Consider the following 15,539-nt stretch of genomic DNA (forward strand, 5'->3'; position numbering starts at 1 on the left):
ATTATTCATATGTTCCTATTATTAAGATATAATAATTGAGTAAGACGGGTTGCCCGTACTTTGCGAAATGAAGTACGTGAGAAACCTTTTGCATCGATCTACATATGATTCGTATTGATGACATGTCATCGATGTCTAATTCTATGAGTTTAAGGATGTTATGAATGACACAAAAGGAATTAAAAAGAACGAAACCTGTTCATGCGCAACGTTATCTTCCTGGTCTCGACGGTTTTAGAGCGATTGCCGTCATCGCAATTATTATTTTTCACTTGAATCCTCAATGGTTGCCAGGTGGTTTTCTTGGTGTAGATACGTTTTTCGTGATTTCCGGGTTTTTAATTACTTCGTTATTGATTACGGAGTATGACAAAACAGGGAAGATCGATTTACCTGCTTTCTGGCTACGCCGTGTGAAGCGTTTAATCCCTGCCGTGTTATTTATGTTGGCAGTGGTATTGACGTATACGCTTATTTTTGAGCCGAGTATTATACTCGCTTTGAAAAAGGATGCCATTGCGGCCATTTTCTATGTGTCAAACTGGTGGTATATCGCGCAAGATGTCGATTATTTCAACCAATTTTCGATCGCACCGTTAAAACATTTGTGGTCGCTTGCGATTGAGGAACAATTTTATTTGTTTTTCCCATTTATTCTTTATATGATATTCAAGTTTAGAAAAAGACAGTATACGTTTATCATATTTTTTATTGTTTCATTAATTTCATTAGCGTTAATGATTTATTTATCGAGTGTGACAAGTAGTACTGCGCGTGTGTATTTCGGAACGGATACCCGCCTTCAAACCTTATTGTTAGGGGCGATGCTTGCGCTTGTGTGGCCGCCCTTCCGATTAAAAGTCAATGTCGCCCATCGATTACGCCTGTTTGTCGACGTGATTGGCGTTTTGAGTTTCGCACTTGTCGCTTATTTTATTTTCAATGTGAGTGAACATGACAAATGGATTTATCATGGCGGGTTTTATTTAATCTCGTTTGTGACGTTGTTTACGATTGCTAGTGTAGTGCACCCTTCTGGATTCTTCGCAAAATTCATGGGTAATCCTCTATTCGTCGCTATCGGTAAACGCTCATACAGCTTGTATTTATGGCATTATCCGGTCATTGTCCTTTTACATCGCCATTTTGTCGCAGGACAAATTCCAAGTTATGTGTATGTCATTGATATTGTGCTAATGTTTCTGTTTGCCGAATTATCGTATCGCTTCATTGAAAATCCCATCCGTAAAAAAGGATTCCGTGCGTTTTCGTTCAAACCGACACACGTTCAGCACTTTGTACGCCTAGCGCTCGTCGTAATTTTGGCAATTCCTTCGCTCCTCTTTTTGAGTGGGCAGTTTGATGCTTTAGGTAAAGCACATAGTGATCAAAAACAAACGGAATTCCAAAATCAAACGGCGAAAAAACCTAAAGCAGAACCGACCCCTACACCAGAATCTTCTAAAGTGGACGCCAAGCAACTTTCGCCACTGTTAATTGGGGATTCGGTCATGGTAGATATCGGTAACGTTTTCCAAAAAGAGGTACCAAATGCCACAATTGATGGTAAAGTGGGTCGCCAATTATCCGAAGCGAACGCTCTCATCACTTCGCAATATCAAAGCTTTGCGAAACCGAAAAAAGATGTGGTGATGCAGTTAGGTACAAACGGAGCCTTTACCGAAGACCAAGTGAATCAAATTATTGACGATTTAGGCGATGCCAACATTTATTTCGTGAATGTTCGTGTGCCTCGTGATTATGAACAAAACGTCAATGATAGCTTGAAAAAAGCCGCTGATAAACATAAAAATGTGCATCTGATTGATTGGCATAAAGCTTCTGGGGGGCATCCTGAATACTTTGCGTATGACGGTGTGCACTTAGAATATGCGGGACAAAAAGCATTAAGCAAACTGATTATTGATGAACTGAAAAAACAACATGAACATGACAAATAATGTGCAACACGAGGTGCGTTAAGCGCCTCGTGTTTTTTGTATCCAAAAGGGTTATGTGGTAGGATAAATATAAACTAAAATACGTTGTTATTACATTATTTTTTTATCAAAGTGAGATGCATATCAACCGAGTCAAAGGGGAGGAATTGCTGTGAAACGTCAAGATCGCAATCGGGATTATCCAAGAATTGAAAAGATTTTAGATGATGGGACGATTATTGCTTACGACAAATTTAATCAATTGAATACCGATTTAAATATTAATACGTTAACCGATCATCAACAACATGAGGTCTTCGGTGGTATTCTCATCCGTCCTCAACGTCGCGCTAATGATTACAATGAAAGAGACTATCGCCGCGAACAATATCAACAACAAGAAATTGAATCTTCCAAACGCAAAAACAAATGGTTAATGGTCCTCCTCTTTATCGTGGCCATTGCGCTCGTCGCTTTTATCGTCAAAGCTTGTACGGGGGCCAACGATTCGGAACAAACGTCTAACACTGAACCACAGTCGGAACAAACGAATCCAAACGATTCCCAAGTGGTCCAACAAAAAAATGATCAACTCCAACAACAAGTTGAAGAAGCGAAAAAAAGTATTGAAAATAACCAGTCTGATACCCAAAGTAAAATCGATGCGCTCAAACAAGAAATCGCGAATTTAAAAAATAGCGCAAACAGTCAACAAGCCGAAAAAGTAGTCAATGACTATAACAAAACCGCAGACAACTTACAAAATGCGGAAAATGAACGCCAAAATGGCAATAGCGATGAAATGCAACGTGAACTCGATAAAGTGAACAGTAAATTACAAGATATTAAAGATAAAATTACGGAATACTTTAACAACAAATAAGAGACGGAATGAGCGTATCAACGCATTTTATATAAGTGTTCCATAAAAAAGCGCGCCCATCTATTTGTAGATGAGCGCGCTTAATTTGATTCACACATTTTTAAGAATAAAATGTTTTGCCACGACGTGATTCTAAAAATTTCATCACGTCTTGATCAATGTTGTTGTCGTATTTTTCATGAATTTCAATGACTTTATCAATACCTATCGCATCCATCATTTCGAATGGTCCAATAGGTGAACGTGAGTTGATATGCCAAGTGGTATCAATGACATCGTATTCTGCAATTTCGTTAACGTATAAATCTTCAGCGGCTTTGAATAAAGACAATAACAATTTAGATAACACGCCATTGTTGTCATTCGCGACGGCTTGTTGTAAATGTTCGTCAGATGGTTTTTCGCCTACAGGAATATCCCAAGTTTTATATTCAGGGTTTGGATATGTGTAGAATCCTTTACCTGTTGCTTTACCAAGTTCACCATTTTCGATTTTGACGTTATTTTTGTCAACGTACGCTTTTTTCCAAGGTGTGCCGTCTTTTTCATATTCTGCTTGTACGATCGCAGTATTTGTATTTAAACCAACGACGTCAATCGCACCGAATGGACCCACGTTCATATGTATAGCGTTCATCCAAATTTTATCAATTTCTTGTGGTGTTTCTTCTTCATTCGCATACATTTCTTCAGCCACGTGGAAGAATGGCACAAGAAGTGAATTTTGAACGTAACCTGCATGTTCTTTTTTAATTGGCACTGGGTGTAAGCCCATTGCTCCTGCATATTCAACAACTTCATCAAATACAGCACGATCTGTGTCTTTAGTCGCCATAATTTCGCCGACATTATTTAACCAAATTTCGTTCGCAAAGTGTAACGCTAAGAAACGATCTGTACGTCCTGTCGCATCTTTAAAATCACTTGGTAATAATGTTGAAGAGTTTGTTGCGAAAATTGTTTTTTCTGGCGCAACTTCTCCAAGTTCTTTATAAAATGATTGTTTTATTGATAATTTTTCAGGAACGGCTTCAATCACTAAGTCCGCATCTGCAACAATTTCTTTTAAATTTGTTGAAGTTTGGATGCTTTTAACGGTTGCTTTTAATTTGTCTTCTGGCGCATCTAAATCTTTAATATAACGCGGTACTAATTTTTCTAAACGGTCTTTTGCCGCTTCAAGCCCTTTTTCATTCACATCATAAATTGAAACGTTAAAACCTGAATACGCAGCCTGAAAAGCGATTTGGCTACCTAATACACCGCCACCAGCGACAACTACATTTTTAATATTCATCTCTACACTACCCTTCAGAAATAATTTTAGTAAATAACTTTATTATGACATCTAAAAATTAACAAAATCATGAGGTGTTATTTTTATGGGGTGTCACAATTTATTCACAACATAAGTGTAATTAATATACCTTTGAAAATCAAAAGAAGAGATTTCCACTCGCAACTGTTTAATTTGGAAAACTCTTCTTATTTCGTGGCATTGTTTAAACTTATATAGTAGATATGCGCTTAGTAAAACCTTGTAATCACTAAATCACTAATATTTAAACGACTGTCACCATTATAGAATCCCTTGTTTCATTGATTTTTCATAAACGGCCAACCTTAAAATGGGACTTAGCAAAACCATTGTTCATACACATTCATTTAATAAGTGTTCTTAGTTCTCATTGTTACTTAAATTTTGACTATACTATTTTAATATCACATCTAAGACTTGTTGAATATAGGCTTCTTTAGACAATTTCAAATCATTTTTGGCAAAATAATAAAATTCATTTGAAAAGCAATTCAACAACAAATGTGTTTTAAAATGGCTTTGTTCTGTTTCATCCAGTTGTTCACTAATCGTCTCGGCCAATTGTTGATAAAATGGGATTTGTACGATTGAAATCGAACGGTTAATCGACTTTTCAATAAAAGATAACGTGTGAAAGTGTGTTTCTTTGAGATCAACATAAATTTGGAGAATCCCTTTTACCCGTTCGTAAGCCGTGGCAGTAGCGTGTGTAGCTAAAAAATGTTGAATTTCATCAAACATCGTTTCCACTTGGGCATCCATCATAGCGATACAGAGGACAGCTTTATTTTCAAAATGACGGTACAATGTGCCGACCCCAACATTTGCTTGTTTGGCAATTTCTGTCATTTTCATTTCTGAAATGTCAACGCCTTGTTGTGATAATTGATTGACGGTCCCGAGTATGCGCGCTTTATTTTGACGTGCGTCACTACGCTGTTTGTTTTCTGGCATGAGGGCCTCCTTATGTTTCTAGACGTTGAATCTCAACATCTAAGTTAAAATACGTTTTTAAAAGTTGACGATAATTGTCTGATGTGACGTCTATTTTACGTTTTTCATCTTTTTCTGTTAATGTAAGGTGATTTTGTGACATTGTGGCACGTCCTTTTTCAGTCGGCATTGTTATGACTAAGCGTTTCACAAAAACAGAATTCGGATTTGTTTGATTGTATTTGATGTTGTCCTCAAACATATCAATCGTGCGTGGGGAAATATCGGACTCATATTTTGTATCCCATGCGTCGTTTTCCCATTTTTGAACTTCAAATTGTTTGTGCGCTTCATCGATAAACACCGCTCTAAATGTTCCTGTGACATCTTGAACAACATTATGTTCTGCATCCTCTGTCAACGGTATTGCTTGTAGAGGTAGATCACCGAAACCGACATCTGCAATGTAATGTGTTCCATCGATCACGACAATTGTGGACATGTGAGAGTCGGGTTGGCTACGTCCTCCGCCTGGAGTATGGATGGTTGCTGATACATTAAAGACCTCAAACCCTTTTTCGATTAAATACGTTTTAAAGAGCGTATTTAGTTCGTAACAAAATCCCCCACGCTGACGCTCAACGACTTTATGATAAAGGTCGTTAACCTCCACAGAAATTGGAATACCATTTTGTACATCAATATTTTCAAATGGAACGGTACGCATGAAGCGCTCTACATCATGATTTAATGTTTCTTTTGTAGGCGCTTGAAAACGTGTTGTATCTATATTTAAATAACGTTCTAATCCTTGAATATCCATAGCGTTCACTCCATTTCTTTTAAACTACATTTTCTACATGAATATGGTAATACGAAATATCTCCCCTTTCAAACGGAATGCATTCCGAATGTTTTTCTGGCATGATTCCGTTTATAACTACGCTTTATCTTTTTATTATCAACTTTTAGAAAAATATAAGCTTCTAGACTCTCATTTATTGCATCACGCTTGTGGGCACATCCATAGAACTTTATGAAATTCGGCATGTATAATAGGAACATGATATTGAATATAAAGGAGTTATAATGATGATTAATTATAAAAAAACGGCATTAGTATTAATTGATTTACAAAAAGGCATTGTTTCTATGGAGACAGCACCGAATTCTACAGAAACGGTATTGAGCAATGCGGAAAAAATGATTCAAAAGTTTAGAGAAAACGATGGTTTTATCGCCTTTGTTCGTGTGAATTTTCACGATGGCAAAGATGCTTTAAGTCCACGTCTTGCAGAACAAGCGTTACCTGGAAAACCAGGCAAAGACTTTTCTGAGTTTCCTGAACGTTTTAATATTACAGACCATGACTTTATCGTCAACAAACGTGGTTTCAGTGCGTTTTTCGGAACAGACTTAGATTTACAATTGCGCCGCCGTGGCATTGACACGATTATTCTCGGTGGGATTTCGACGCATATGGGCGTAGATACGACTGCACGTGATGCGTATCAACACGGTTATGAACAATATTTTGTCAGTGATATGATGGCTGCACCTAAAGCTGAATTACATGAGTTTTCTTTAAACTATTCATTCCCATTAATGGGCAAGATTACAACGACAGATGACCTCTTACAATAAGGGGGCCTAAGATGAAACAAAAACCAAGTTTTATTTTCATTTTAGTAATGGCAGGGCTCGCTGCTTTTGGTCCACTCTCCATTGATATGTATTTACCTGCCTTACCCCAAGTGGCCGATGCCTTGCATACGTCCACGACGCAAACACAGCTTACCCTTACCTTTTTTATGTTCGGGCTGGCGTTAGGTAATATTATTTTCGGTATCGTTTCAGACCAAACGGGGCGAAAACGACCTTTGATTGTCAGTTTAATCCTCTATATTGTCTTTTCCATCGTGTGTGCACTCGCGACGCATGTTGAACTGCTGATTGCTGCGCGATTCATACAGGGGATTGCTGGAGGAGCTGGCATTGTCCTCTCAAGAGCGATTGCCAGCGATAAATATAAAGGTAATGAATTAACACAATTCCTTGCGTTACTCATGCTTGTCAATGGTGCAGCACCTGTCTTTGCCCCAATGATTGGCGGGGTATTGACTGATCATATGAGCTACCACATCATTTTTTACATCTTAGCGGTTCTCAGTACATTAATGTTTATCGGTGTGCTCTTTAAAGTGGACGAAAGTTTGGCAAAGGAATACCGAAGTGACGCAGGATTTAAGCCAGTTTTCCAAGACTTTCGTCAATTAATCCAACGTCAAACGTTTATCTTACCGATTTTAATCCAAAGTTTAACTTTTGCGTTGTTTTTTAGTTATATGGCCGCTTCACCCTTTATTTTGCAAAATATTTACCATTTAACACCACAAACCTATAGTTATATTTTTGCATTTACAGGGCTTGGCCTCATCTTTACCGCACAATTGACGGCACGTCTTGTCAAAAAAATGAATGTGTTCAAATTATTTAGAAGTTTTAGCGTGATTCAATTGATTGGGGCAATCATCGTAATTGTGTCCCTCTTAAATCACGCATCGTTATGGTTTCTTATTCCAGGTTTCTTTCTCATTGTGGCCTCCGTATCAGGGGTGACGACCTTAGGTTTCTCTATCGCCATGGATGGTCAGAAAAAAGCCGTGGGGAGTGCCTCAAGTTTAGTAGGCTTGCTTCAATATTTTGTCGGAGCCGCAACAACGCCTCTTGTCGGACTCATGGGAGAACGGAGTTTTATTCCATATCTTATTGTACTTATCATTACGTTAATCTTGATTTTTATCCTTCATGCCGTGCACATACGACATTTAAAAAAAGCACATCTGTAAATATATAACCACCCGTTTTAGAGAGGTAATGAATCCTTTAAAGGTAGATTTTAGTCTAACTTTTAAGATTACCTTTCTTACCGGGTGGTTTCATCTTTATTTAATCGCTTCAAGTGCTTTTTGTACCGATTCAAATTCTTGCTTCGCTGCATCCACCCAGTCGCCTTTTGCTGCTGTGTGGAATTATATTAAAAAGCGACACTGACGAGAAAATTTTGAAAAAGCATGAATTATTTGAACGTAACTCATGTTTTAGGCATACTGTAGGTGTACGATATTTTTACGAGGAGTGAAACTATGAATACACAACAATTAGAGAAGATTAAAAATGGTAAAGGTTTTATTGCTGCGCTAGACCAAAGTGGCGGGAGTACCCCTAAAGCATTAAGTGGTTATGGTGTCAATGAAGATCAATATCGTAATGATGATGAAATGTTCAATCTTGTTCATGAAATGCGTACGCGTATCGTAACTTCTCCTTCTTTTACTTCTGATAAAGTGATTGGTGCGATTCTTTTTGAACAAACGATGGATCGCGAAGTTGAAGGACAACATACAGGCGACTATCTTGCGAACAAAGGGATTGTTCCTTTCTTGAAAATAGATAAAGGGCTTGCAGAACAAAAAGATGGCGTTCAACTCATGAAGCCGATGCCTGAATTAGAATCATTATTAGACCGTGCCACTGAGCATAAAATTTTCGGTACTAAAATGCGCTCTAACATTTTAGAGTTTAATAAAGATGGCATCAATCAAGTGATTGACCAGCAATTTGAAGTCGCTCAACAAATTATCGCAAAAGGATTAGTACCAATTATTGAACCCGAGGTTAATATTGATGCGACAGATAAAGCGGAGATAGAGGCTTACTTAAGTGAGGTTATTCAAAAACATTTAGATGCCCTTCCTGAAGATGCTCTCGTAATGTTAAAATTAACGATTCCGACGAACAAAAATCAATATGAATCATTAATCAATCATCCAAACGTGGTGCGTGTCGTCGCATTATCTGGAGGTTATAGCCGTGAACATGCCAATGAAGTGTTAAAAACAAATAACGGCTTAATCGCAAGTTTCTCTCGTGCACTGATTAACGATTTACGTGTCAGTCAATCTGATGAAGAGTTTGATAAAATTCTTGGTGAAACGATTGATTCTATTTATGACGCTTCTGTCAACAAAGTTCAATAATATGAAAAGCCACACCCCGCCTTTGGAGTGTGGCTTTAGTTTATTTGTTGAGCGCTTTTTCAATGTTTTTAATATTTTCTTTCATTAAAGATTGATATGTCGCATCTTGACTTTGTGATTTAGACACGGATTCCATATTGTTAAATTTCAAAGGTTGTGCGTCTGTTTCTTGGCGAATCGTGTCTGTCACTTTATTGGATACATTTTCTTCGTATAAAATGTATTTTGTATTCGAATCTTTAATCGCTTTCACGATATCTGTCAGTTCTTTTTGGGATGGATCTTCTGCGTTCATATTTTGAACACCTTGTTGCTTAAATCCGTAATGTTTGGCCAAGTAGCCTAAAGATTCATGTGAAACATAAAGTGTGTCCCCTTGATGTCCTTCTGTCGCTTTTTTCATATCTTTATCGATGCCATCAAGTTCTTTTAACAATTCATCTGCGTTTTTCTTATATTCTGCTTTATGACTTGGGTCTTTTTTACTTAATTCATCGCGTATGGCTTTAACCATTGTTTCATTCATTTTCGGATCCAACCATACATGTGGATCATACATGCCATGGTGATGATGTTCATGCTCATCGTGGTCCGCTTCGTGATCGTGCGCTTTTTCTCCGTGCTCGTGGTCGTGATCTTCGCCCTCATGTTCGTGTTCATGCTCTTCTTTCAATAATTCGCTCTTATTCAAATGTGATTCGAGTGACAATTTTTTATCGTCCTCTTTAATCGCTCCCGCCACTTTTTTAGCGACTGGATCTAAATTATCCCCTGTATAAACAAATAAATCTGATTTACTCGCGTCTAAAATATCCTTTTGTGAAGGTTCATAGCTATGTAAATCTGTGCCCTTTGGATAAATGGATTCGACATCGACATGTTTGCCGCCAATTTGTTTAATAAATGATTTGACTGGAAACACTGTTGTTTTCACTTGGAGTTTGTCACTTGAAGATGATTTTTTTCCAGAATCAGATTGGCCACATGCGACTAAAAGAATACTTACGAATGCGATAGTTAAAAAAGCTAAAAAACGTTTCTTCATATTAGCGCAATCTCCTTCTGTTTAAATAGTAATTATTACGATTTAAAATTATACAGTAAGGTGGGGGTGCTTGCAATAGTTTTTTATGACCACTTTGCTTTTTCAAACGACATTCACATAGTAAAATGACAGTAGTCGCAATCATTCCAAGATATTATGGGATAATAATAAATTATTTTTTCATGACAAGGAGGCAACAAGATGAAACATCTCAATCACATCGCGAAAGTGGCATTCGGTACTGCCGCTGCCACAGCCGCATCTTTATATACTTTAAATCAACTGACACCGATGCCAGGTGTGTTTCTTTCAAAACTATTGTTTAATCAACCACAACATAAAGATTATTTAAAACAAACGATGCAAAACGATCCTCATTATACAAATATTAAAGAGAAAGTCACTGCGCTACACGACATCGTGTATGATGCTACAGAAAGCACCGGTCAAATGGATATTTTTATGCCTATAGGGGATAAAGAAGGTTATCCAATTTTATTTTGGGTGCATGGTGGTGGCTATATGAGCGGGGATAAATCTGACCTCACACCTTATATGCAGCTGATTGCCGCACAAGGGTATACCGTGGTCAATATTAACTATGCCCTCGTTCCAGAGGCGCGTTATCCTGAACCGATTTATAGTTTAGAAAAAGCCGTTCAAGCGGTTCACCAAAATGCCCAGGCCTATAAAGCGGACATGTCCCGTGTTGCTTTTGGAGGAGATTCTGCTGGGGGACAAATTATTGGTCAGTTTATTAATATTCAAGTGAACGAAGCCTATCGCCAAACGACGTCGTTTATGCAAACGGTGGACCCTTCAACGATAAAAGCAGCTGTCTTTTATTCGTCCCTCTTAAATACGCAACGTATGGATCGTACTGATGATCCGATGGCCAATCAATTATTTAGTCGACTGGCTTGGGCTTATTTTGATGACAGACATTGGCGTGTCAGCCCGAAAACGATGGAGGCCAGTGTGACCCTTAATATGAACGCACAATTTCCTCCAAGTTATTTGACGGACGCCAAGCATCGTTCTTTTGAAGATCAAGCACTCCAATTTATTGAGACGATGGAACGCAATGGTGTCCCTGTTGAAGGCACATTTCACGAAAGTCCACTTCAGCACGAGTATCAATTTGATATGTCTTTATATGAATCCAAAATCAACTTTGACGCCCTAATCCGTTTTCTCAAACAACATTTAGCATAAAAAAGGATCCGCCTGTCTTTATGACACAGGCGGACCCTTTTTTTGTCGATCTCTGATTAATATTATGATTGACGCAATGAATGCGATACTGATAAGACCCGCAAGCATTAAAAATTGCATAGACCATGAAGGCTGTTGCTGAACCCAGCCTAAAGTCACTGGTGCTACCGCTGTTCCAAAGAAAATAACAAACGTATTCAATGTCGTATAAAATCCTTTGTTCACATCGACAGATTGCACGACTTTAGAAATCAGGGTTGGCAGTGCCAAACCAATGCCTAAACCGAAGAGCACACTCAGCAAAATTGCGCCGAGGAGACTCGTATTGACCGCCATAAGTACGATGGCCAAAACGGTAAGTCCAAGCGCCCCCGTGAGAACTTTCGATACAGAATAATGTTCGGACAATTTGCCTGCGGTTAAGGAAACTAAAATGCCCCCGACGCCGAAAAATTTGCTGACCGCAGCAATTGTTTGCATGCCCTGGCTGTTTTTTCCTAAAAGACTTTCTCCGAGTACGACATACACATTAATAAACGTCATCAATAAGAAAAATGCGATAATATAGCACAGGAGAAGGGTTGGCTTTCGAAAAACCGAGACGACACTACGCCCAAAATCTTTAAATTGCACGGAGGTCGATTGTAGGGGCGTATTCGGCAACAACCAAATATTGATGATTGTGAGCAGCGCATACGCATTGCCTAATATTAAAAACACCATGCGCCATGAATAAACGTTCGCAATCATTTCACTCACTACTTGGCCAAATATTCCCGCAAATAAAAAGCCCATTGTCACAAAGCTCGTTGCTGTGACACGTTTTTGAGCTGGGAATACGTCTGAAATGTACGCAATAATGATGGGTGCATAAGCTGCAGCCGCCAAGCCTTGGCAAGCACGAAGCACGACAAACATGGTAAACGTCGTCGAAAATACTGAAATGACTGTAAATATCGTATGTGCGATTAAGCCATAAATCATGACACGTTTACGCCCCAATTTGTCTGATAACAATCCATAAACGAGACATCCGAAGGCAAACGCAAATGAAAATGCCATACTCGCATACGGCGCTTGAAAAACAGGAACTGACAAATCTTGTGCGATGAAAGTACCTGTAGTAATCGTGCTATATAAGCTAAACATGACGAGTAACCCCGTAAAAAATAATACGAAGGTAATCCATTGATAATGGACCCGATTCATATATGCTCACCTCTCAAAATATCATTCCAATGATGAATTAATGCTATTCTATTTTCACATAAACCCTCACGGGAATGCTATTCAAAAACCTTTCTATATTTTTCACAACAAATCCTCTTCGTCAATCTCAACACGTGTAGGTTTCTTCTTTTCATCGCGCCTCTATTGAAGAACAATCATGGGTCGAGTGAAACTCCTACTAGAGAAAACGTGGGCATTAAAAAACTGTCTACAAAATCAATAATTTGTAGACAGTTTTCCCGAGGAATCCTCGAAATTTATTTTGAAGCTAATGCCGCTTTGACCGCTTCAGCCACTTTTTTCGCAGAAGCAGGATTTTGGCCTGTAATTAACGAATCATCTGTTTGGATAAATCCTTTCATCGGCACTTTTGATTTTTCATATTTCGCGCCTTTTACTTTCAATTCAGATTCTAACTCGAATGGCACAATACTTTTACGATTGGCTAAGACTTCTTCCGCATTGGAAAACCCAGTTAATCGCTTGCCATCAATGAAAAATCGGTGGTTCGGACGTTTTACTTCTAATAATGCTGCCGCCCCATGACACACGGAGGAAACGATACCGCCGTTGTCATAAATCGTGTTGACGGCTTGATTGATATATTCATTTCCTGGGAAATCATACATCACACCGTGACCACCCGTAAAATAAATCGCGTCATAAGCCGTGGGATCTGCGGTTTCAATACTTGGCGTAAGTTTCAATTGCGCCATAAACCGTTCGTCTTCATAATAGCGTTTTGTCACTTTATCTAAAATGCCTGGAATCAAACTTACAGGATCTAAAGGCGTTTCCCCACCTTTAATGTTATACAAGTCAACTTGGAAATTTTCATCATTTTGAAATTCATCGTAAAAATGCACGAGTTCACTTAACCATAAGCCAGTAGTTTTATCTGTGCCGTCAAAATGTGTATGGCTTGTATTGACAATCATTATCTTTTTCATGTCACCTTCACCACTTTTTATAAGATTTTCATCTATTATAAAGTAGTTTTGGGATGCTTACGAATCATTTGTTTGCATATTTATCGTGTACGTCTCTATTTTGGGATGGGGTCACCATGCGTTACCCCTCATTATTGCGTTTGAAGACGTTGAATTGCGCGTTCATATTCTTGTAATTTTTGATCTTTCATCATTTCTGCCGCTGTGTTAATCGGTTCATAAGTTTGCCATTCTTCTTTTTTATTAATCAATTGTTTTAAGTGTTCTTCTATCGTTATCGTCACCATAATCCCCCATTTGTTAAATTGCAGCGAAGCCTTTGGCCAAATCATCGATAATATCATCGATATGTTCTAAGCCTATGGATAAGCGAATCGTTTCTGGCGCAATACCTGCTGCTAATTGTTCGTCCTCGGTTAATTGTTGATGTGTGGTTGATGCGGGATGAATGACGAGTGACTTGGCATCCCCGACATTCGCAAGTAGTGAAAACAAATCTAAAGCTTCGATAAATTGTTTCCCCGCTTCATAACCGCCTTTAACCCCAAATGTAAATACTGAACTTGCCCCTCGAGGTAAATATTTGTTTTTCAAATCATAATAACTACTTGAAGGAAGTCCCGCATATTTTACCCAAGCGACTTTCGGATGTTTGGATAAATAATGGGCCACTTTTTCAGCATTTTCGACGTGACGTTCCATACGTAGCGATAATGTTTCTAACCCTTGTGTCAGTTGGAATGCATTGAAAGGTGACAGTGCCGCCCCCGTATCCCGTAATAATGTTGTTCGTATTTTAAAGGCTAATGCCGCATCTCCAAATTTCTCGCTAAAAACGATACCATGATAGGACGGATCTGGTTCACTTAGTCCTGGGAATTTTCCGTTTGTCCAATCGAAGTTGCCCGCATCAACAATGACACCTCCCATCGATGTACCATGTCCACCAATAAATTTTGTCGCAGAATGCACCACTATATTCGCCCCATACGCAATCGGACGGAGTAAGTAAGGCGTCGCAAACGTATTATCTACGATGAGTGGAATACCGTGGGCTTTTGTCACTTTCACAAGCGCTTCAATATCTTCAACATTTCCTTCAGGATTGCCAATGGTTTCGATAAATAAAGCTTTCGTATTCTCTTGAATCGCCTTTGCGACATTTTGAGGATCACGTGTGTCTATGAACGTCACGTCAATGCCAAATTTTGACAACGTATGTGTGAATAATGTATGTGTGCCTCCGTATAAGGTTTCACACGCCAAAATATGGTCTCCTGACTGCGCAACCGATTGGATGGCATATGTAATCGCCGCCATACCTGACGCAACAGCGACGCCTGCTACGCCCCCTTCTAGCTCTGCGACACGTGCTTCTAATACTGCTGTTGTTGGATTCATTAAACGTGTATAAATATTGCCCAGTTCTTCGAGTCCAAATAATTGTGCGGCGTGTTCCGTATCGTCGAAGTTATAAGATGTCGTTTGATATATCGGAACTGCGCGTGAATTCGTCGTTTGGTCCACTTCTTGGCCGGCGTGCAATTGTAACGTTTCAAATCGATAGTCTTGAGTCATGAGTACTCCCCCTTAAATAAATAAAAAAAGCCTACCTTGAAAGATAGACTTTACGCATTAAGACTCATCTCTCAGGTTCATCACCTGCAGGAATTAGCACCTAACTGAATAGGTTGCCTGGTTTCAAAGGGCCTGTCCCTCCACCAATCTAGATAAGTAATTATGAAATTAAACTTAGTGTATAACATACTCATGTAGAAGTCAATACGAATTCCGATTTCTTGAATAAGATTAATAATATCTAGTATTTCCTATTTATACAAAAACTAAATATTATCGTTTAATAATTTTGAAATAATTAAATTGTGTAATGTGGTAATAGTATGTTAGTTGTGATAATCTTAAATTGTAAAGGGTGCCATTTAATTAATTATGCCACTCAAAAATTTACTTATTTTTTGGAGGAT

At 38.6% G+C, this 15,539-nt stretch carries 13 protein-coding genes, 1 pseudogene and 1 riboswitch; of the genes and pseudogenes, 6 read left to right on the plus strand and 8 right to left on the minus strand.

Annotation, left to right across the window (positions count from 1 at the left end; genetic code table 11):
• Positions 1–164: 164 nt before the first annotated feature.
• Both G8Y84_RS07495 and G8Y84_RS07500 read left to right on the plus strand, forming a co-directional pair.
• Positions 165–1,961 (plus strand): acyltransferase family protein, encoded by a 1,797-nt coding sequence (locus tag G8Y84_RS07495; protein ID WP_103159188.1) that lies wholly within the window; start codon positions 165–167, stop codon positions 1,959–1,961.
• 151 nt (positions 1,962–2,112) lie between these two features.
• A complete protein-coding gene (locus G8Y84_RS07500; RefSeq protein ID WP_103159189.1) occupies positions 2,113–2,823 on the plus strand; it encodes a hypothetical protein in 711 nt (236 codons plus the stop codon).
• 100 nt (positions 2,824–2,923) lie between these two features.
• Here the strand turns inward: G8Y84_RS07500 and G8Y84_RS07505 are convergent, their stop codons facing one another.
• The 3 genes from G8Y84_RS07505 to G8Y84_RS07515 form a co-directional block, all read right to left on the minus strand.
• Entirely contained in the window at positions 2,924–4,138 is a 1,215-nt protein-coding gene (locus G8Y84_RS07505; RefSeq protein ID WP_320795266.1) for a 3-hydroxyacyl-CoA dehydrogenase, read from the minus strand.
• Between the two features lie 396 nt (positions 4,139–4,534).
• On the minus strand, positions 4,535–5,095 hold the full coding sequence (locus G8Y84_RS07510; RefSeq protein ID WP_103159191.1) for a TetR/AcrR family transcriptional regulator: 561 nt from the start codon (positions 5,093–5,095) through the stop codon (positions 4,535–4,537).
• A 10-nt stretch (positions 5,096–5,105) separates the two neighbouring features.
• A complete protein-coding gene (locus G8Y84_RS07515; protein ID WP_037576189.1) occupies positions 5,106–5,897 on the minus strand; it encodes an arylamine N-acetyltransferase family protein in 792 nt (263 codons plus the stop codon).
• 269 nt (positions 5,898–6,166) lie between these two features.
• On the opposite strand from G8Y84_RS07515, the gene G8Y84_RS07520 reads away from it, so the two are divergent.
• The 3 genes from G8Y84_RS07520 (at position 6,167) to G8Y84_RS07530 (ending at position 9,114) form a co-directional block, all read left to right on the plus strand.
• Positions 6,167–6,718 carry an isochorismatase family protein gene (locus tag G8Y84_RS07520; protein WP_037576192.1) on the plus strand — a complete coding sequence of 184 codons (552 nt, stop codon included), beginning with the start codon at positions 6,167–6,169 and terminating at the stop codon, positions 6,716–6,718.
• An 11-nt stretch (positions 6,719–6,729) separates the two neighbouring features.
• Positions 6,730–7,923 (plus strand): putative multidrug effflux MFS transporter TcaB, encoded by a 1,194-nt coding sequence (locus G8Y84_RS07525; protein ID WP_165806233.1) that lies wholly within the window; start codon positions 6,730–6,732, stop codon positions 7,921–7,923.
• A gap of 297 nt (positions 7,924–8,220) precedes the next feature.
• Positions 8,221–9,114: a fructose bisphosphate aldolase gene (locus G8Y84_RS07530; RefSeq protein ID WP_103159195.1), complete on the plus strand. Its 894-nt coding sequence runs from the start codon at positions 8,221–8,223 to the stop codon at positions 9,112–9,114.
• A 46-nt stretch (positions 9,115–9,160) separates the two neighbouring features.
• On the opposite strand, the pseudogene G8Y84_RS07535 reads toward G8Y84_RS07530, so the two are convergent.
• Positions 9,161–10,159 (minus strand): annotated as a pseudogene (locus G8Y84_RS07535) (metal ABC transporter solute-binding protein, Zn/Mn family); the annotation flags it as partial.
• Positions 10,160–10,360: 201 nt separating this feature from the next.
• Here G8Y84_RS07535 and G8Y84_RS07540 point away from each other — a divergent pair.
• Positions 10,361–11,374 carry an alpha/beta hydrolase gene (locus tag G8Y84_RS07540; protein ID WP_165806235.1) on the plus strand — a complete coding sequence of 338 codons (1,014 nt, stop codon included), beginning with the start codon at positions 10,361–10,363 and terminating at the stop codon, positions 11,372–11,374.
• A gap of 18 nt (positions 11,375–11,392) precedes the next feature.
• Here G8Y84_RS07540 and G8Y84_RS07545 read toward each other — a convergent pair whose 3' ends face one another.
• The 4 genes from G8Y84_RS07545 to G8Y84_RS07560 form a co-directional block, all read right to left on the minus strand.
• Entirely contained in the window at positions 11,393–12,583 is a 1,191-nt protein-coding gene (locus tag G8Y84_RS07545; protein ID WP_103159198.1) for an MFS transporter, read from the minus strand.
• A 278-nt stretch (positions 12,584–12,861) separates the two neighbouring features.
• The gene (locus G8Y84_RS07550; protein ID WP_103159199.1) at positions 12,862–13,554 is read right to left on the minus strand and encodes a type 1 glutamine amidotransferase domain-containing protein; all 693 of its coding nucleotides are present in this window, start codon (positions 13,552–13,554) and stop codon (positions 12,862–12,864) included.
• A 131-nt stretch (positions 13,555–13,685) separates the two neighbouring features.
• Entirely contained in the window at positions 13,686–13,838 is a 153-nt protein-coding gene (locus G8Y84_RS07555) for a hypothetical protein (RefSeq protein WP_157946068.1), read from the minus strand.
• A 16-nt stretch (positions 13,839–13,854) separates the two neighbouring features.
• The gene (locus G8Y84_RS07560; protein ID WP_105963265.1) at positions 13,855–15,132 is read right to left on the minus strand and encodes an O-acetylhomoserine aminocarboxypropyltransferase/cysteine synthase family protein; all 1,278 of its coding nucleotides are present in this window, start codon (positions 15,130–15,132) and stop codon (positions 13,855–13,857) included.
• A 61-nt stretch (positions 15,133–15,193) separates the two neighbouring features.
• A riboswitch (SAM riboswitch) is annotated at positions 15,194–15,291 on the minus strand.
• Between the last annotated feature and the right edge of the window lie 248 nt (positions 15,292–15,539).

The sequence above is a fragment of the Staphylococcus sp. 11511212 genome (genome assembly GCF_011394755.1).
Lineage (GTDB): Bacteria > Bacillota > Bacilli > Staphylococcales > Staphylococcaceae > Staphylococcus > Staphylococcus chromogenes.